The organism is Nostoc flagelliforme FACHB-838 (assembly GCF_014698065.1).
GTDB classification, from domain to species: domain Bacteria; phylum Cyanobacteriota; class Cyanobacteriia; order Cyanobacteriales; family Nostocaceae; genus Nostoc; species Nostoc flagelliforme_B.
The window spans coordinates 1-18,927 of record NZ_JACJSI010000017.1 but is presented as its reverse complement, the minus strand read 5'-3'; the positions used below and the strand labels follow the sequence as shown (position 1 = coordinate 18,927).

The window sequence follows — 18,927 nt, the reverse complement described above, 5'->3', positions numbered from 1 at the left end:
TTGCTGTATGATAATCCCGTCCAATAATCATGAGATTTTCTATCTGTCTTCTGCCAAAAAAGCTGCCACTGTTTGGTTAAATGCCTCTGGTTGTGTCAAAAATGGCCAATGATTGCCGGGAACTTGGCAGATGCGTAAGTTTTTAAGATAGGTTTTGTAGGGTTGGATTTGCCAATTTTGGCGGTTGAGTCCTTGTTTTGGCTGGACGAATAGGGCAGGGGTGTCAATGGGAATTGTAAAACCGGGCACTTCCATGACTGCCTCAAAAATCCCGTCGCGGGCGGCTATGGTAAATTTGCTGCCCCAACTGCCATCGGGTTTTTGTTCTATCCCTGCATGAAAGACTTGCTGCTGCAAAGAACTCCATCCTTGATACTGCTTTAATTGCCGTGCTTGTTGTTCGGCTTCTTCATAACTTGTAAAGGGGCCCATACTTTTAAGAAAAGGCAAGAAGCGATACAATGCCGGAAAAGTTACTCTGAGAAGACTGGGCATTTTCCAGATGAAAATCGGATCGACCAGAATTATACTCCGCAAACGCTTTGGGTTTTGTCTTGCCCAGATAGCGGCTAATTTTCCTGTCCACGAGTGACTTATAATGTGAGCAAAAGTCCATCCAAGATGATCCATGAGTGCTTCAAGGTCTGCGATCGCACTCTCAAAGCTATACTCTATCTCTGGTTTACTACTTTGGCCATGTCCGCGCATATCCGGTGCAATTATGTGGTAGTCTGCCGCCAAGTAATCTCCTAAACTAGACCACACCAGAGCATGGTCGCCTAAGCCATGTAACAGCAGTAAAGGTTCTTGACCTTGATTCCACTCTAAATAAGAAAGTTGGATATCAGACTTTGATAAAGTTTGACGTACAGGCATTATTGCACATCCATCTGTAGATAGTTTTTTTGCGTTTATATGGTACTGCGGAAGGTGGGGGGCAGGGGGCAGGAGGCAGGGGGCAGGGGGCAGGGGGAGCAGAGGAGAATAACCATGCTCAATCCCCAATTTCCAATCTTCAATCTCCAATCCCCAATCTTCAATCTCCAATCCAACTGTTACCAATTACCACTTTGTGACTCTGAGGATTGTACCAATTGACACGAAATAATGAGGCTAATGAATGCCAAGATCAAGAAAAGGATGCCCCAAGGATATTAAAAGTACTATGCCAGAATTACACCAATCGATTGCCCAGCACTATCACGAACGGACTAAATACAACCCTGAGACTCTAGCCTCTAAAAGTCAGCAGTTAGACTGGGCTAAACAGCCAGTGCCCTTTAAAGAATACAAAATTGGCTCTACTTTTGATCTCAAACCCTATATCCAAGAAAAACCAGAGGCTTATGCTAATAACCCGGATGCTCAATGGTGGCAAAGACTTTCACGGCTGTTGTTTCGCAGCTATGGATTGACGGCAAAAATGCCTTCTATGGGTAGTGCGGTGTATTTACGTGCTGCTCCCAGTGCAGGCGGATTATACCCTGCTGAGGTTTATGTGGTTTCCCGTGGTACGTCGTTATTACCGCCGGGTTTGTATAACTACCAGTGTCGAACTCATTCTCTCATGCATTATTGGGAAAGTGATGTTTGGCAAAGCCTCCAAGCAGCTTGTTTCTGGCATCCTTCTTTAGAAAATACCCAATTGGCAATTATTGTTACTGCGGTATTCTATCGTTCTGCCTGGCGTTATGAAGATCGGGCTTACCGTCGAATTTTTCTGGATACGGGACACCTGTTGGGTAATATCGAGTTAGCTGGTGCGATTACTGACTATCGCCCCCACTTAATTGGCGGCTTTGTAGATGAATCGGTTAACGATCTGCTTTATGTTGATCCGCAACAAGAAGGTGCGATCGCTGTCTTACCTCTGGCAGACTTGTTAGATGTCAATCAAAATTTGCCATTGGGATGTACTGCTTTACCTTCCGCTACCGAAACCAATTATCCTCAAATCCCCGATGGTGAACTGCTGACATATTTCCATCAACACACCCAAATCCAATCGGGTATAACTGGCAATCTGAATCTACCAGTTATTAAACAAGAAAAATCTTTGGAGGATAAATACAATTTTCCTTTCTGTTTAAAGATTCCCACCACTACTGCACCTATAGAGTGGGGGCAAAAACTGTTAGAACTGGAAATCACTATGTACAAGCGGCGCTCTACCCGCGCCTATAGTGGTGATGATTTAAGCTTCGAGGAATTGAAAAGTTTACTCGATTTTACTTACCAACCGCAAAATTACATTGACCAAAGTTTAGATATTTCTCCAGACTATTTTGATCTGAATTTAATAGAAACATTCATTGCTGTTTGCGGAGTTAAAGGATTGGAAGCGGGTTGTTATTATTACGCACCTAAAGCGCAAGAATTACGCCAAATTCGGTTTAAAAACTTTCGCCGAGAGCTACATTTTCTCTGTTTGGGACAAGAATTAGGGCGAGATGCAGCAGCGGTGTTGTTTCATACAGCCGATTTGAAAGCTGCGATCGCACAGTATGGCGATCGCGTTTACCGTTATTTACACATGGATGCAGGTCATTTGGGACAGCGCCTGAATTTAGCCGCAATGCATCTCAATGTAGGCGTTAGTGGCATCGGTGGATTCTTTGATGACCAAGTGAATGAAGTTTTAGGTATCCCTACTGATGAGGCTGTTCTATATATTACTACATTGGGACATCCAAGATAAAATATAGTACTGACAACTGCACATCATATAAAATCCACAAAGATTTTTAACTTCTTATCTACAAGACGTTATGTGTAGCTTGCTATTGCATAGGAGTATAAACTCTTTGCGGTTTTTTAACCTCAAATATTGCCAGCAAATTTACGCTGTCAATATTTTTATCTAAACAATTGTACAATACTACCACTATTACTTAAATTTTGCCGTCACAAAAAAATATCAACCTTTTTTTTGGGATTAGATGTGGTTTTATCTCGTAATACAAGCTAAAGTATTTTTGTAGTGATATCTCCACTGTAAACTCCAGTTAGGATTTGTTGATCTTTGCTTTTCCCCATCTTCTTGCTTCTTTTATGACTTATAGGTAAGTGAAGTCTTTTACTAAACTTATTTGTCGATGAGGTTGCAAAAAGTGCCCATAGTTTGCTAATAATACTGATGGTGAATATTATTTTTTTTTAACCCACCCTTTTAACACCCCCAAGTACCTATTCAAGTGGAGTAAATTATTCCTACAAAAAATAAATAGCTGAAGAATCTCGTAGAGTAAAACATTAGTTCATTTCAGCATAGACTTTAGCCAATTCTTGGTAAAACTGTACAAAATCAGCTTTCGCACGACAAGTTGCTTGAGCAAGTCTTTTGTGCAATTTCACAGGTAATGAGTATTAAATAATTTAATATCGTATTACAAGTATGAAGGAAAAGACAATTTTATTTAATTTTGCAGATTTTATATAAACTTAGTTATTTTCAGGTGTAATTTGCTGAAATTTGGTATTTAACAAAGTTTTTGTCACACAATTACTAATGCTATTTTCTCATAATGAAAATCAACGTCTAGAAGTGCTTAATCAGTATCAAATTTTAGATACACCACCAGAAGAAGTTTTTGATGAACTAGCTCAACTAACTGCTAATTTTTGTGAAGCACCAATTGCTCTCATTAGCCTAGTTGATGGAAAAAGAGAATGGTTCAAGTCAAAAATTGGAGTAACTATATCGGAAGTTCCTCGATGCAGTTTTTTTGGTAGTTATACTATCTTGCAAAGTCAAATATTAATTATCCCTGATACTTTGCAAGATGAACGATTTGCGACAAATCCCTTGGTAACATCAAATCAATATTTCCGTTTTTATGCGGGAGTTCCTCTAATTACTTCAAGTGGCTTTGCATTAGGTAGTCTTTGTATAATTGATTTTACACCGCGAAACTTGAGTATTAAAGAGCAAGTAGCATTACAACAGTTGGCTCAACAAGTAATTAGGCATCTAGAGTTACATCGGGCAAAACTTATTGATGATAGCCAAAAAAATTTTAATCTATTTTTCTCTAAAAATCCGAACCCAATGTGGGTATATAACCAAAATAATCTGCAATTTTTAGATGTAAATGAAGCTGCTGTTATCCACTACGGCTACTCACGAAAAGAGTTCTTGCAAATGCGAATAACTGACATTCGCCCTCCAGAAGATATCCCTATCTTCATGGACTCTTTAGGGCAAAAGCCCTCTAACTTAGACTTTGCTGGACAATGGCAACATCGGCGAAAAGACGGACAGATTATTGATGTTGAAATTTTCACAAATCCAATAGAATATGGCAGTTATAACGCTCAGTTGGTTAATATAAGAGATATTACAGAACAAAAACAAATAGAAAAAACTCTTCAAGAAAGTGAAGCCAGATTTCGAGTTATTTCTGAAACTATTTCTGTTCCGTTTATTATTTCGCGTGTGTCTGATGGGCTGATTTTATACGCTAATCCAGAGTTGCTTCAAACATTTCAATTTTCTTTAGAGGATTTAGTTAATCACAAAAATTTATTAGATTTATATCATAATCTGGCAGATTTAGAAGCATTATTAAAACTTCTTGATCATCAGGGATTTATTCATAACTATGAACTTCAATTAAAAAGAGCAGATGGAACTTATTTTTGGGCGATCGCTTCACTGCAATATTTAAATTTCAACAATGAATCAGCAATCTTGACAGTTTTTTATGATATTGATGACCGAAAAAATGCGGAAACACAACTCCAAGAGCAAAATGAGTTGTTACATAGTCAAATTATCGGTATTGGACAAGACATTACAGAACGTAAGCAAACTGAACTAGCTCTAAAAGCCCAAGCCGAGCGTGAGCAATTGATGCGAACCGTTGCTCAAGGGATTCGCCAATCTTTGAATCTCCAAGATATTCTGAATGCAACAGTTCAAGAAGTACGAGATTTACTTGGGGTTGATCGAGTTATAGTTTATCAGTTTGACTCAGAGATGATCGGCACAATTAGGGCAGAATCGGTGGAACCTGGATGGACAGTTTCTTTGAATGCCCAGATTCATGATAAATGTTTTCAAGCAGGCGCAGGAGTGGAGTATTATCAAGGACGCAAACGAGCGATCGCTAATATTTATGAAGCCGGGCTAACTGATTGTCATATTCGCTTGTTAGAACAGTTTGAGGTTCAAGCAAATTTAGTAGTGCCCATTTTACTAGAAGTAAACTCTCAAAACCCTGGTTCTCACCTTTGGGGTTTACTGATTGCTCACCAATGCTCTGATTTTCGTGAGTGGGAAGAAAATCAGTTAGATTTGCTCGATCATCTGACAGTCCAATTAGCGATCGCAATTCAACAAGCTAGTATCTTAGAGCAAGCTCAAGCTGAACTTGTTCAAAGACAAAAAGCTCAAGTGAAATTAAAAGCTGCCTTAGCTGAAAAAGAAGTTCTCTTAAAAGAAGTTCATCATCGAGTCAAAAATAATTTGCAAATTGTCTCCAGCTTATTGCAACTTCAGTCTCAAACACTCAAAGATCCAGAAGCAATCAAAGTCCTTCGAGAAAGTCAAAACCGAATTGAGTCAATATCTCTAATTCATAAAAATTTGTATACTTCTGCTAATATTGGACAAATTGATGTTGCTGCATATATTCAAAATCTGGCTACAAGCTTGCTAATTTCTTATCAACTATGTCCAGAAAAAATCAGTTTAGAAACTGATATAAATCCATTGAGATTGAATGTTGACCAAGCTATTGCCTGTGGGTTAGTTATTAACGAATTAATCTCTAATGCTCTCAAACACGCTTTTCCCAACCAACAAGAAGGTATAATCAGCATTATTTTACATAATAGTGGTAATAGGATCGAACTGATTATCCAAGACAATGGGATCGGTTTACCAGATAATTTGGATTGGAGAAATACTGATTCTTTGGGTCTGTCGTTAGTACATGATTTGGTTACAGAACAACTAGAAGGCAATATTACTCTAGAGCGCAATCATGGAACAATATTCAAAATCGAATTCACGCAGTTAACTTTGCATTAGTAAATATCAAATGGGCCAAGCTAGAATTTTAGTCGTTGAAGATGAAGTGATTGTGGCTAGAACTATTGCTAGCCAACTTAGTCAACTAGGATATATTGTTACGGGTACAGCTTCATCTGGAAATGCTGCCATCGCTAAGGCATTGGAAACTCAACCAGAATTAATATTAATGGATATTATTCTTAAAGGTGAAATGGACGGTATTACTACTGCCAGTAAGATTCATGACCAGTTAGATATACCTATAATTTATTTAACCGCTTATGGTGATGAGCATACTTTAGAAAGAGCAAAAATTACCCAACCTTTCGGATATGTTGTTAAACCATTTACTACAAAAGATTTAAAAATAGCGATCGAAATTGCGATTTTAAAACACCAGCTAGAAAGTGAACTACGGGAGAGTCGAGATCAGTTAGCAACCCTTTTCAACTCAATGAGTGATGCTGTAATTGCTACTAATGAGCAGGGAGCAGTGACATTCATGAATCCCGCTGCTGAGGCACTGACTGGCTGGCAACAAAAAGATGCTTTAGGACATGAAGCGACGAAGATTTTTCATATTGTCAATGAAGTTACAGAGGCTACATTAGAAAATCCTGTGACAAAAGTGCTGCGAGAGCAACAGGTTGTTTATTTAGGAGAATCCACATCTCTAATTACAAAAAGCGGTAAAAGAATTCCAATTGGCGATAGTGCTTCACCATTGAAGCGAAGACCTGACCAAATAAATGGTGTAGTAGTTGTTTTCTGGGATCTTAGCGAACGGCAGCAAACAAAATTGCTAGAGCAAGCATTGGAGAAGGAGCAAGAAGTTAACCGTCTCAAGTCCCTATTTATCTCTACTGTATCTCATGAGTTCCGTAATCCTCTGACTGTTGTTCAAACAGCAGTAGAACTCATAGAAATGCAAGGAGCAAATTTGATAGATGCAAAAAGAGCCATCTATTTAAAGCGAATTCAAGGTGCTGTACAATCTATGGAAAAACTCATGGAAGAAGTGCTGTTTATGGGCCGAGCAGAGGCGGAAAAACTTATATACAACCCTGCTCCCCTTACCTTAAAGCAATTCTGTCTAGAGTTAATAGAAGATTTTTCGATTGCTGAAAGTAGTCTGTGTGAAATTATTTTTACCTGTCACCATGAGAACACATTCGCTGTGATGGATGAAGAACTCTTACGTTATATGTTTGGGAATCTACTCTCAAACGCTGTTAAATATTCTCCAAGAGGTGGTGATATTCAGTTTAATTTAATATACGACCAAATTGAGAAAGTAGCAATTTTTAATATTCAAGATCAAGGTATTGGTATTCCCGAAGCAGATCAAGCTAGACTTTTTGAATCATTTTACAGAGCTTCAAATGCCCAATCAATCCAGGGTACCGGATTGGGGTTAGTAATAGTTAAAAGGTGCGTTGATGCTCACAGAGGTCAAATAAGTGTCACAAGTGAAGTTGGAATCGGTACTACATTTACAGTAATTTTACCCTTAAATTCAGAATTAGCCTTGACTGAAGCTGATGAATAATGACATTTGAAACTCGTTTTTGTCCTTAACAAAACAGAATTCAGGAGTATATCATGTCCGATTAATCAAATTGAATAAAAAATGTTCGTAGAAAAGACTTCAGTTCCTACTACAAACTGTTTATGATGGATGATTTGGCGAAAATAATATCAAAAGCAGAATTCGGAATTAAATTCTGTGTGACTGATACCAATTCACGAAAACCTTGATATATATAAATTTATCGTAGGGGTATGGCATTGCCATGCCCTTACTAACGTATTTATATCATTATTAAAGTGAAATAGTATGATATCATGTTCGGCAAATCACTTATAATATGTCATTGCGAATGCAACGAAGTGGAATGAAGCAATCGCAAAGGTTTGGAATTGCCGCGCTACGCTCGCAATGACATAAGTATTAAGTCGAACATGATATGAGGGGTAAATCAAGAATGAAACACCATACCAAAATTTTCAATTTGGTGCAAAACAATTAGTGGCGGGTCTAAATCTCCACAATATATTGATTTTGAATTCTTGTTTAACTCACATCCCGACTTTTGTTAACAACTTGGGTTTGGTAGTGACGCCATTTTTCTTGTTGACGCACTCTTTTTTCCTCGGTAAGGCTATCAAAACAATAGGCACAAGAGATACCTTGCTCATACTTTGGAGATACCTTATCTTCTTCAGAAATTGGTCGCCCACAACAGAAACACCGCTCACAATTCCCTTCCTCCAACCCATGACTAACGGCTACCCGCTCGTCAAAAACAAAACATTCCCCTTCCCATAAACTTTCTTGTGCTGGAACTTCCTGCAAATACTTGAGAATGCCACCTTTGAGATGATAAACTTCTGAAAATCCTTGGGCAAGCATGAAGGATGAAGCTTTTTCACAGCGAATGCCGCCTGTACAAAACAAAGCAACCTTTTTGTGTTTAGTTGGGTCAAGATGCTTTAGCACATAATCGGGGAACTCGCGGAATGATTCAGTTTGGGGATTTTCCGCTCCTTGGAAAGTACCGATATTCACCTCATAATCATTACGGGTGTCAATCACGGTCACTTCTGGATCAGAAATTAAATTATTCCATTCCTGGGGACTGACATAGATGCCAACTTGTTCATTTGGGTCAATTTCAGGCAACCCCAAAGTAACAATTTCTTCCTTTAACCGTACCTTCATCCGCTCAAAGGGCGGGGTTTCGGTATAGGATTCTTTGTATTCTAAGTCTGCTAAACGGGGGTCAGAATGTAGAAACCAGAGAACAGAGTCAATCGCCTGACGCGAACCCGCAATTGTACCGTTAATGCCTTCTTGTGCCAACAAAATTGTCCCCTTAACACCTTGCGCTTGGCAGTAAGACAGCAGAGGATCTCGTTTCTCGGCAAAATCTGGCAATTTGACAAATTTATACAGTGCTGCCACAACTTGGATATTTTTTGGCTTCATCCTTTTGGTAATGGAACAATATAAGTTAGAATAACAAGGGCAATCAAAGTTACCTACTATTTTAATTTTATGGGGGTTTAGCTCAGTTGGTAGAGCGCCTGCTTTGCAAGCAGGATGTCAGCGGTTCGAGTCCGCTAACCTCCATTGAGTGTAAGGAATTTGCAAAAAATAAATTATCTCAAATTATTTGTAGATTTGCAGCAGTGCAAGGTCTTCCGCCCCTACATTTGCGGAACGTCCCGTAGAAAATTGTTTCTTACCCGTTTGGGTAAAGTTATGAAGCTGTCAGCAATAGACATTGGGTGAAAAAAAGACGTAAATACGTCTCTACAAGGGTTATGCATAACGCACATCTAATTTCACCAGATATTTAATATAGTGATTTTGATTTGAATGAGTAGGGGCGCACAGATGTGCGCTTTTGACTTGTATGAACAAAGGGGAAAATAAGGCAATTCAATATTGCTACAATAAGTGTCTTAATTAGCATCTCCAGAGCCAGTTAATTTTTGTAGAATTTAGGGGGCTGTTTGAAAAAGCGTCCATTAGGGTTAGTGGCAATTGTTCTCTATAAATCTTTTACCGCTTTTCTACTTCTGGTTACTTCAATTGCTTTATTATGGACATTAAAAAATTATCAAACTCTAGAGGCTTTTTCAGAAAATTATGTTTTAAAAGGTAAATCAATAATCATTGATTGGCTTTTAAACAAAGTTATTAACTTAAATCCTAAAACTCTGGCATTTAGCGGCATTGGAGCCGGAATATATGCTATTGTTACCATTATTGAAGCCATTGGTTTATGGTACGAAAAGCGTTGGGCACATCTTTTAGTATTGGGACTTGTCGGTATCAGTATTCCACTAGAGATTTATGAATTAATTGAGGGAATATCTGCTATAAAAACATTTATTTTTTTGTTGAACTTAGCAGTGTTTGGCTATTTATTCCGAAATTTTCCTAAACATCCAAACTAATTTTTAATTCGCTACTTAAGTTCTATCGTTAGATAAGTAAAACTGAGCGATGTTTGACAACAAGAGGCTGCGGGTTTACGCAAAAGCAAGACTCCACGTTGTACAATCGCTACAAATACAATCTGGAGAGCGACTTGCCTAGATCGATTCAGTCCACTCAACCACCACTAAAATTTATTCCCCAACGGTTGAACCCGCTGGTACTCCAGATTGTTCGGTGGTTACTGCCGATCGCACTACGATTTCGCACTCGCCCTTGGCTACAGGCTGGTATTGTCAAGGTTGAAGCGAAGAATGTTGAGGTATTAGCTGAACTTTATCAACAATTCCAGTCTGGAAAAATTCGCTTTCTATTGGCATTTCGCCACCCAGAGGTGGAAGATCCCCTTTGTATGCTGTATTTGCTTTCCCGCATTGTGCCACAGATTGCTCGTCAGGAAGGTATTACATTACAATCTCTTGTTCATAGCTATTTTCTTTATGACCGGGGTATGACGGTTTGGGCTGGAAAGTGGCTGGGTTGGTTGTTTTCACGGATAGGAGGGGTACCAGTTCGTCGGGGTAAGCGAATAGATCGGCAAGCAATCCAAACTGCACGGGACTTGTTTGCTAATGGCGAATTACCGATCGCAGTGGCACCAGAAGGCGGTACTAATGGTCATAGTGGTATTGTTAGCCCCTTAGAACCTGGTGTTGCTCAACTAGGATTTTGGTGTGTAGAAGACTTACAAAAAGCTAACCGGACTGAGACTGTAATTATTGTGCCGATCGCCATCCAGTATCGCTACGTTGAGCCACCTTGGTCTAAACTGGATTGGCTGTTGACTAAGTTGGAAGCTGATAGTGGCTTGGAAGTTAAGGAAATCGATTTGGGCGATGCCTGGGTTGGGTTACGCCGCGAAGAGATTTACTATCAACGCCTCTGTCACTTAGTTGAATATCTTATTACTGAGATGGAAGAGTTTTATCGTCGCTTCTATCATCAGGACATCCCAAAAACCATTTCAATTCATGAATCTGCTAGTCATAATCAGGTATTAATTGCTCGACTCCATCGGTTACTAGATAAGTCTTTACAAGTTAGTGAGCAATATTTTGGCGTTCAAGCGCAGGGTAGTTTTATCGATCGCTGTCGGCGCTTAGAAGAAGCTGGTTGGAATTACATTTATCGGGAAGATTTGCCAGACATCAATGGTTTACCACCCTTCAAACGCGGTTTGGCAGACTGGATTGCCCAAGAAGCAGACTTGCGAATGCGACACATGCGGATAGTGGAAAGTTTTGTTGCAGTCACAGCTACTTATATTCAGGAACAACCGACAGCAGAACGGTTTGCAGAAACAGCGTTGCTTATATTCGATATGCTTTCTCGAATTCAGGATACAACACTTCCGGGACGACCTCGGTTAGGTTTGCGACAGACACAAATCACCGTGGGGGAGCCAATTTCAGTTACAGAACGCTCTCAAAATTGTCAGGGCGATCGCTTGGCGGCTAGAGAAGCTGTGAGCGATTTGACAAGAGATTTGCAGCTTGCTTTGGAGAAAATGATTGGTTGATTACCCTGAATTATAAATTTTTGCTTTAGCTCTCGAATCGCTTGCACAAATACTCATCCTAATGCTGACAGATGCCTCAGCTACGCTCGTCCTAGACATCGTTTCTCTCAACGTCAAGATATTATGTACTCGAACACCGTACAGCATACATTCTGAGGTTTTGCATGAAAGTAGCAGTTTTCGGTACAAAAGCCTACGATCGCAAGTTTTTATCAACCGTAAATTCTCCCACCCAACACGAGTTAGTGTTTTTTGAACCCCGTTTAAATCGGGATACAGCTATCCTTGCTGCCGGATTTCCCGCAGTTTGTGTATTTGTGCATGATCAGGTTGATGCCCCAACTTTAGAAATTCTCGCCTCACGGGGAACTCGCCTGGTTGCCCTTCGCTGTGCAGGGTTTAACAATGTAGACTTACAAGCCGCAGCAGACTTAGGAATTACCGTTGTCCGTGTTCCCGCCTATTCACCTTATGGGGTAGCAGAACACGCTGTCGGATTGATTTTGAGTCTAAATCGCAAAATTCATCGTGCCTACAACCGTGTTCGAGAAGGCAATTTTTCTTTAGATGGACTGTTGGGATTCAATTTACATGAGCGCACAGTGGGGATTATCGGTACTGGCAAAATCGGTCTGATTTTAGGACAGATTATGAAGGGGTTTGGCTGTCAGCTACTCGCCTATGACGTTTATCGCAATCCCGAATTGGAGGCGCTAGGTGGAAAGTATGTAGAACTACCTGAGCTATTTGCCAACTCTGATATTATCTCCCTGCATTGTCCCCTGATTCCCGAAACGCATCACTTGATTGACAGTAAGGCTATAGAACAGATTAAGCCAGGTGTAATGCTAATTAATACTAGTCGAGGAGCGTTGATTGATACCCAAGCAGTGATTGAGGGATTGAAGTCTGGTAAAATTGGCTATCTTGGTGTGGATGTCTACGAACAAGAATCAGAATTGTTTTTTGAGGATTTGTCTGGCGAAATTATTCAAGATGATATTTTTCAGCGTCTGACAACGTTCCCTAATGTACTCATTACCGGGCATCAAGCCTTTTTTACAGCAGAAGCTCTCCATAATATTGCAGAAACAACTTTTGCTAATATTACCGATGTTGAACAGGGTCGTACTTGTGCAAATGAAATTCGCGCTCAACTGCCAGCTAATATAAGCTAACGGTTGGCGATCGCTAAAAAAGCCTTAGCCAATTCAAGCCGACTCATCACGGATGCTCGTCAAACCTAAAGCCTTGTAAGAAGTTAGCATCCGATCGGATACAGTCGGTGCTGTCACCAGGTAAGTCAGTGCATGAATCGACTGCACAACATAAGGAGCAGCAGTATCTAACTTCTCTTCTGTGACTAATCCAACTACCTCCGCCGCTCCAGCAATCATCGCGCGTTTGACATGGGCTTCATCCAAATTCGGTACACTAATCCCAAATTCTGGATGTAGACTACACACTCCCAACATGCACAAATCTGCACGAATCAACCGTAATGCTTCAACTGTAGTAATACCAACGTTTACCAAGGCTTTTTTGTAGAGTTGTCCGCCCAACATTACAACCTCAATCTGGGGATGTTCTGCTAAGGCGATCGCAATTGGAGGGCTATTAGTAACAATTGTCGCTTGCAAATCTAAGGGCAAATGACGCGCTACTTGGAGAGTTGTTGTACCTCCATCTAAAATCACCACCTGCCCTGTACAGACTAATTTTGCCGCTGCACGAGCGATCGCTTCTTTTTCTTTCGGTGCTTGCTTTTGGCGATCGGCATAACTAGCAAGAGCAGGAGAAGCCAGAAGTGCCCCCCCATGAACGCGCTGCAAACACCCTAATTCAGCCAGTTCCCGCAGATCCCGACGAATCGTATCCTCAGAAACCTTGAGAACAGCACTGAGTTCCGATGACAGCACCTTTTTGTCACGACGCAGAATTTCCAAGATAAATTGTCGTCGCTCCGCAGTTAGCATAATTTATTTTCCTGAAATTGCATATTTGATCTTGAAATTGCGCGTTTGTGAGTTTATACTCATAGGTATGCAGGTTTTTGCATATTTCTGAGCGTCTTTAAATAAATTCAAGCATATTCGTGCAAGTAAGATTTAACAATCTTAGCTGCATTTTTCATTACTTTTCACAGCCTACTTTGTTGATCAAAAGGGGTTAGATTACTATTGCCTCTGCCTAATTTAAATCGGTTTAAATCCCAGGAATAATTTATGACTGTTACTAAAACTCAATTTCCCATTGATTTGAGTGCTTATAAACCTCTAACTCTCAATCCGGAGAATCCAACTCTTACCCAAGAGCAACGAGAAAGCCTAAAAGCAAATATTCAACTCTGCCGTGACGCGATCGTCTTTTTTACAGCCACCGGAGCTGCTAGAGGGGTAGGCGGTCATACTGGTGGCCCTTATGACACAGTACCAGAAGTTATTATACTTGATGCCTTGTTTCGGGCAGCATCGGATCAATTTGTGCCGATTTTCTTTGATGAAGCCGGACATCGAGTTGCAACTCAGTATTTAATGGCAGCTTTACATGGTGACTTACCAAGTGAGCAACTACTACACTATCGTGAAGCACACTCCCACTTACCGGGACACCCTGAACTAGGGCTAACTCCTGGTGTCAAGTTTAGTTCTGGACGATTAGGGCATGTGTGGCCTTATGTCAATGGTGTAGCGATCGCTAATCCAGGCAAAGCTGTTTTTTGTCTTGGTTCCGATGGTTCCCAGCAGGAAGGCAATGACGCTGAAGCTGCTCGCTTGGCTGTCGCTCAACATCTTAATGTCAAACTAATCATTGATGATAATGATGTGACAATTGCCGGACATCCTTCCAAATATTTACCCGGTTTTACCGTTGCCAAAACCTTAGAAGGGCATGGGTTGAAGATACTCGAAGGAGATGGAGAAGACTTAGACGACTTATACCGTCGGATTTGCGAAGCTGTAACTACTCCTGGGCCAATTGCCGTCATCAATAAACGCCCGATGTGTCCTGGCATTAAAGGGTTAGAAGGTTCTACCCACGGTCATGATGTGATTTCGGTAGAGTTAGCAATTCAATATCTCGAATCACGCCAACAAACTGCTGCTGTCGAATACATCAAGAATATTCAAAAACCAAAGCAAACCTACACATTTCTTGGCTCCAGTAATAAATGGGATGCTAACCGCAATGTGTTCGGTGATGCAGTAGTTGGTGTCTTAAGTAGCATTAGTGAAGCAGAGCGCAAAGAAAAAGTCAGAGTCATCGATAGCGACCTTGAAGGCTCCTGCGGTTTGAAAAAGATTCACGATGCATACCCAGAAATTTTTATCTCCTCTGGCATTATGGAGCGGGGAAACTTTTCTGCTGCTGCTGGATTTGGCATGGAGGCAGGAAAACAAGGGATTTTCGCAACCTTTAGCGCCTTCTTGGAAATGTGTATCTCCGAGATTACGATGGCGCGGCTGAACTACTCCAATGTACTTTGCCACTTTTCTCATGCAGGTATCGATGACATGGCAGATAACACCTGCCACTTCGGTTTAAATAGTATGTTCGCTGACAATGGCTTAGATGATGGCTACGAAACACGTCTTTACTTTCCATCTGATGTCAATCAAATGAAAGCTTGTGTAGAAGCTGTGTTCTTTGATCCGGGACTGCGATTTATTTTCTCCACCCGTTCTAAAGTACCATTAATTCTTGACAACAACGGTCATGACTTTTTTGGTAGTGATTATAAATTTGTTCCTGGTAAAGATGAGGTAATTCGAGAAGGAACCCAAGGCTACATCATCAGCTTTGGTGAAGCTCTATATCGTGCCGTTGATGCTGTAGAGCGTCTCAAGCAAGAAGGGTTAGACGTAGGTTTGATTAATAAACCAACCCTAAACGTTATTGACGAAGAGATGATGGCAAAAATTGGTAATGCTCCTTTTGCTCTTGTAGTGGAATCCTTTAACCGTCGAACTGGATTGGGTAGCCGTTTCGGTAGTTGGTTATTAGAACGTGGGTTTACTCCCAAATACGCGCATCTTGGCACTCATAAAGAAGGTTGCGGCGGTTTATGGGAGCAATTTCCGCACCAAGGCATTGATCCAGTGAGTATTATAAATAAGGTGAAGGATTTAGTTAAATAAATCCCCTTCTATGCTTTTCATCCCCGACTTATAGCAGTTCTCGCACAGGTTAGGTACAGAAAAAATAATTAGCCACAGGGCGCACAATTGTGCGCCCCTACATGTGTACCTTATTTAAATGAGAAGCGTTATAAAAGACGTTGAATCCTAAAAGCCCAAAAAGTTTTTAATATTAAACTTCGGGGTTTTCAACCAACATTTTTATAAATTATAATGATAGAAATTCTCCTGCTAAATTCTTTATTATTAGTTTCTCAAGCACCAACTCCCGATAAAGAATTTTTAGATTTAAAAAATCAATTAGAAAAATTTGGATTTCAGGTAATAATTCAACTACCACCAAAACGAGGTGCTTATGGTTTATTACAAGAATCTACCAAAAAGATTTGGATTAATCCAGTCGTTTTTGAGCTACAAATTGGTACTCAGACCATAATTCACGAAGCGGTTCATGCTGCACAAGTATGCGCGGGGAAAGGAAAAATAAAAACTTTAGGGTTAAATATTCAGCCTATTAATTATGCCCGACCATTTTTTATGCGCTATACCGATATTCACAGGCAAGATTTAGAAAGAGAAGCTTATGCAGTCCAAACTCAACCAAACAGTTTTGATCTGGCTATATCTCTTCTCCAGCAACACTGTAAATAATCTACAGATTCAAGAAATTCACTTTAGCCCAGCATCCCATTAAAGCTTGTAGTAAAAATAATTCTTTAACGATTTATAACAATAATATCTTTAGCAACTTAAGATTAGCGATACACTGAGGAAAATTCCTTGAGGAAGCGTTGATGGCTAGGTTAAACGGGGTTACAAGTGAAACGTCTGTAGAGGAATTGCCTACAGTTTCAGACAAAGATACACTAACAATTGAAGATTCGCCTGAGCCAGTGGAGGAGGCGCAGGATATTGACGACATATTGAACTCACTAAAAACTTTACTGAGTACTCTAGAAAAGCTCCAAAAAGTCCGGCAAGAAGTGGGCGACATCAAACCGTTGATTGGACGGATGCTTGATGGAGAACTGGTTGCTGCTGAAGAACTTGAGCAACTCAAGGCAGGTGTTAGCAGTCTTTCTCGCCTTGTTCGTGCTTATAATGACCATCAAGTAGCATTGGCTAAAGCACAACCGGCTAGAAATTTGCTAGATCAAGTGTTGAAAGAGCGTAAAGCAAATTAAGTTGGGATTGGGGATTGGGGAAGAAATTCTTTCGAGATTTGGTTGGAGTCCCAATCCTTAATTTAAGAAGCGATCGCTTATTTTTATGAAATGCGATCGCCTCTCTATTACTTCAAATCGCAGCTTATTCACGTTGACAATCAAAATCACTAAACAAGCATCAGGTATCACGTGACTTAACGTAAGAAAATGACAGTCTGCATCAGACCGAGCCAAAGCTAGACGTTTGGCAAGTATTCCACCTGCGGGATTTGTATCAATGCATAGAATAGGAACTAGTGCAAGCAGTTAAAAACTTGATAGCAACTCAACAAACAAAACCTTAACCTCAATTTTTAAGGGACTTATACTATAGAATATTAAAGAATAATAAATGTCCAGATGAATCAAGAATTAGAGCTTTCATTTAATAATTTTTCTTCTAACATTTCTAAATCCTTTGACAGTTCATCTACATTCATCAATAACATGAAATTGCCAGTTCATCGATGGTTTAGATTTAGTGCAGGTTTCTCTGCCCAATGGGTCGAAAGTATAATTACCCAATTCAACGAGCAAGGAGAAACTACTGTCTTAGATCCATTCGCTGGTTCTGGTACAACCTTACTTGCATCTGAAAGGCTAGGAGTTCAATGTTTTGGAATTGAGGCTCATCCTTTTGTTGTGCGTATAGCAAGAGCTAAACTTTTATATCAAACTGACTCTGATGCCTATCTTAAACATATAAAAACGGTTAGACAATATGCCGAAAATATACAACCGTGTATAGGTACATACCCGAAGCTGATTCATGAATGCTTTAGTATATCTTCACTTGAATCTCTAGATAGATTGCGCCAAGCTTGGGAAAAACTCTCGGATGATTCATCTGAATCTCAGTTAGTTTGGTTAACAATTGTATCAATTCTTCGCCATGTTTCTCATGCCGGAACAGCACCTTGGCAATACATTTTACCGAATAAAAAGAAACAATCTTTCTTAGAGCCAATGTCTGCTTTTGATCTAATGGCAGAGAATATGGCTACAGATATGAGAATTGCGGGAAAAACAGCAGCTTCTAGTTCGACACTCATTCAATCTGATGCTCGGACTTGTCAGGGTATACCTGATAATTTTACCAACTTGGTAATTACCTCACCGCCGTATGCTAACAACTATGATTATGCCGATGCTACACGTCTCGAAATGTGTTTTATGAAAGAAATTTCCGGTTGGAGTGATTTGCAAACTACGGTGAGGCAATACTTAATTCGTTCATGTTCACAGCACGTCACAAATAAGAATGTAAACATCGATGAAGTTCTAGCATCTCATGAATTATACCCAATCAGAGCTAGTATTATCGAAAGCTGCCACCAATTGTCCCAGGAACGAAATTTACATGGAGGTAAAAAGAATTATCATTTAATGATTGCCTGTTATTTTTTTGATATGGCTAAAGTTTGGATAGCACTTCGCAGAGTATGTAAAAGTCCTGCAATAGTTTGCTTTGTGATTGGCGATTCTGCTCCCTATGGTATTTATATCCCGGTAATTGAATGGATGGGTTTATTAGCACAAGCAGCTGGATTTGAATCTTTTAAGTTTGAAAAAATTCGTGACCGTAATGTCAAATGGAAAAATCGCAAGCACACAGTTCCTCTTTGCGAAGGTTGTTTGTGGGTTTACGGATAGGCTAATCACAACACAAATTATTTTGCACACCTGTGATGGCAGAGTCGTTGTCACATAAATGGGGTCAGATTTTAGGGAATCTCATCCAAGAATTTATTTGTGAGACACTTCAGCAAGTAGCTGATGAGCATGGTTTTTACTTGGACTATCAGAGGAAGCGCAAGGCACGAATTAGTAAAAAGGTATCATGGCAGGATCGCTACGGTAACTATCATGACCTTGACTATGTACTGGAACGGGGAGGCACAGAAGACACTCTCGGTCTTCCGGTGGCATCAATACGGTTCGGTTAAGCCCAAAATCAGGTAAGGTGAGGGTTATTCCCTGAATGCACTGATGTTGAATGCAACTCAAAGAATTCTCACTGATCTCACCTGTAGTCGAATCAG

Annotated in this window: 14 protein-coding genes and 1 tRNA gene; 11 read left to right on the top strand and 4 right to left on the bottom strand. The window is 40.1% G+C overall.

What is annotated here, in order from left to right; translation table 11 throughout:
• Positions 1-39 precede the first annotated feature (39 nt).
• Entirely contained in the window at positions 40-876 is an 837-nt protein-coding gene (locus H6G97_RS11375; RefSeq protein WP_190940719.1) for an alpha/beta fold hydrolase, read from the bottom strand.
• Between the two features lie 289 nt (positions 877-1,165).
• Here H6G97_RS11375 and H6G97_RS11370 point away from each other — a divergent pair, with 289 nt between their 5' ends.
• The 3 genes from H6G97_RS11370 (at position 1,166) to H6G97_RS11360 (ending at position 7,565) form a co-directional block, all read left to right on the top strand.
• A complete protein-coding gene (locus H6G97_RS11370; protein ID WP_190940788.1) occupies positions 1,166-2,698 on the top strand; it encodes a SagB/ThcOx family dehydrogenase in 1,533 nt (510 codons plus the stop codon).
• An 810-nt stretch (positions 2,699-3,508) separates the two neighbouring features.
• Positions 3,509-6,034, top strand: a complete 2,526-nt coding sequence (locus H6G97_RS11365) for a GAF domain-containing protein (protein WP_190940718.1) — start codon at positions 3,509-3,511, stop codon at positions 6,032-6,034.
• Positions 6,035-6,044: 10 nt separating this feature from the next.
• The gene (locus tag H6G97_RS11360; RefSeq protein ID WP_190940717.1) at positions 6,045-7,565 is read left to right on the top strand and encodes a hybrid sensor histidine kinase/response regulator; all 1,521 of its coding nucleotides are present in this window, start codon (positions 6,045-6,047) and stop codon (positions 7,563-7,565) included.
• A gap of 525 nt (positions 7,566-8,090) precedes the next feature.
• On the opposite strand, the gene trhO is transcribed toward H6G97_RS11360, so the two are convergent.
• Positions 8,091-9,005 carry an oxygen-dependent tRNA uridine(34) hydroxylase TrhO gene (gene trhO, locus H6G97_RS11355; RefSeq protein WP_190940716.1) on the bottom strand — a complete coding sequence of 305 codons (915 nt, stop codon included), beginning with the start codon at positions 9,003-9,005 and terminating at the stop codon, positions 8,091-8,093.
• A 71-nt stretch (positions 9,006-9,076) separates the two neighbouring features.
• Here trhO and H6G97_RS11350 point away from each other — a divergent pair.
• The 4 genes from H6G97_RS11350 to H6G97_RS11335 all read left to right on the top strand — a co-directional run bounded on the left by H6G97_RS11350 (position 9,077) and on the right by H6G97_RS11335 (position 12,719).
• A tRNA-Ala gene (locus tag H6G97_RS11350) sits at positions 9,077-9,149 on the top strand.
• A 386-nt stretch (positions 9,150-9,535) separates the two neighbouring features.
• Positions 9,536-9,982 (top strand): DUF2127 domain-containing protein, encoded by a 447-nt coding sequence (locus H6G97_RS11345; RefSeq protein WP_190940715.1) that lies wholly within the window; start codon positions 9,536-9,538, stop codon positions 9,980-9,982.
• A 134-nt stretch (positions 9,983-10,116) separates the two neighbouring features.
• Positions 10,117-11,541 (top strand): lysophospholipid acyltransferase family protein, encoded by a 1,425-nt coding sequence (locus tag H6G97_RS11340; protein ID WP_190940714.1) that lies wholly within the window; start codon positions 10,117-10,119, stop codon positions 11,539-11,541.
• A gap of 164 nt (positions 11,542-11,705) precedes the next feature.
• A complete protein-coding gene (locus tag H6G97_RS11335) occupies positions 11,706-12,719 on the top strand; it encodes a 2-hydroxyacid dehydrogenase (RefSeq protein ID WP_190940713.1) in 1,014 nt (337 codons plus the stop codon).
• 33 nt (positions 12,720-12,752) lie between these two features.
• Here the strand turns inward: H6G97_RS11335 and H6G97_RS11330 are convergent, their stop codons facing one another.
• Entirely contained in the window at positions 12,753-13,517 is a 765-nt protein-coding gene (locus H6G97_RS11330) for a DeoR/GlpR family DNA-binding transcription regulator (RefSeq protein WP_190940712.1), read from the bottom strand.
• Between the two features lie 249 nt (positions 13,518-13,766).
• On the opposite strand from H6G97_RS11330, the gene H6G97_RS11325 reads away from it, so the two are divergent.
• The 4 genes from H6G97_RS11325 (at position 13,767) to H6G97_RS11310 (ending at position 18,538) form a co-directional block, all read left to right on the top strand.
• Complete coding sequence (locus H6G97_RS11325) at positions 13,767-15,680, top strand: transketolase C-terminal domain-containing protein (protein WP_190940711.1); 1,914 nt, start codon at positions 13,767-13,769, stop codon at positions 15,678-15,680.
• A gap of 213 nt (positions 15,681-15,893) precedes the next feature.
• The gene (locus H6G97_RS11320; protein ID WP_190940710.1) at positions 15,894-16,331 is read left to right on the top strand and encodes a hypothetical protein; all 438 of its coding nucleotides are present in this window, start codon (positions 15,894-15,896) and stop codon (positions 16,329-16,331) included.
• A 143-nt stretch (positions 16,332-16,474) separates the two neighbouring features.
• Complete coding sequence (locus H6G97_RS11315; RefSeq protein ID WP_190940709.1) at positions 16,475-16,864, top strand: hypothetical protein; 390 nt, start codon at positions 16,475-16,477, stop codon at positions 16,862-16,864.
• 381 nt (positions 16,865-17,245) lie between these two features.
• On the top strand, positions 17,246-18,538 hold the full coding sequence (locus H6G97_RS11310) for a DNA methyltransferase (protein WP_190940708.1): 1,293 nt from the start codon (positions 17,246-17,248) through the stop codon (positions 18,536-18,538).
• A 171-nt stretch (positions 18,539-18,709) separates the two neighbouring features.
• Here the strand turns inward: H6G97_RS11310 and H6G97_RS51800 are convergent.
• Positions 18,710-18,927: hypothetical protein (locus H6G97_RS51800; RefSeq protein WP_206759122.1), on the bottom strand; the 218-nt coding region annotated here is incomplete at its 5' end.

Coding starts and splice junctions, on each gene's coding strand:
- H6G97_RS11370 (WP_190940788.1), top strand. CDS start 1,166: ATGCCAGAATTACACCAATCGATTGCCCAGCACTATCACGAACGGACT.
- H6G97_RS11325 (WP_190940711.1), top strand. CDS start 13,767: ATGACTGTTACTAAAACTCAATTTCCCATTGATTTGAGTGCTTATAAA.
- H6G97_RS11315 (WP_190940709.1), top strand. CDS start 16,475: ATGGCTAGGTTAAACGGGGTTACAAGTGAAACGTCTGTAGAGGAATTG.
- H6G97_RS11360 (WP_190940717.1), top strand. CDS start 6,045: ATGGGCCAAGCTAGAATTTTAGTCGTTGAAGATGAAGTGATTGTGGCT.
- H6G97_RS11320 (WP_190940710.1), top strand. CDS start 15,894: ATGATAGAAATTCTCCTGCTAAATTCTTTATTATTAGTTTCTCAAGCA.
- H6G97_RS11375 (WP_190940719.1), bottom strand. CDS start 876: ATGCCTGTACGTCAAACTTTATCAAAGTCTGATATCCAACTTTCTTAT.
- H6G97_RS11330 (WP_190940712.1), bottom strand. CDS start 13,517: ATGCTAACTGCGGAGCGACGACAATTTATCTTGGAAATTCTGCGTCGT.
- trhO (WP_190940716.1), bottom strand. CDS start 9,005: ATGAAGCCAAAAAATATCCAAGTTGTGGCAGCACTGTATAAATTTGTC.
- H6G97_RS11365 (WP_190940718.1), top strand. CDS start 3,509: ATGCTATTTTCTCATAATGAAAATCAACGTCTAGAAGTGCTTAATCAG.
- H6G97_RS11310 (WP_190940708.1), top strand. CDS start 17,246: ATGAATCAAGAATTAGAGCTTTCATTTAATAATTTTTCTTCTAACATT.
- H6G97_RS11335 (WP_190940713.1), top strand. CDS start 11,706: ATGAAAGTAGCAGTTTTCGGTACAAAAGCCTACGATCGCAAGTTTTTA.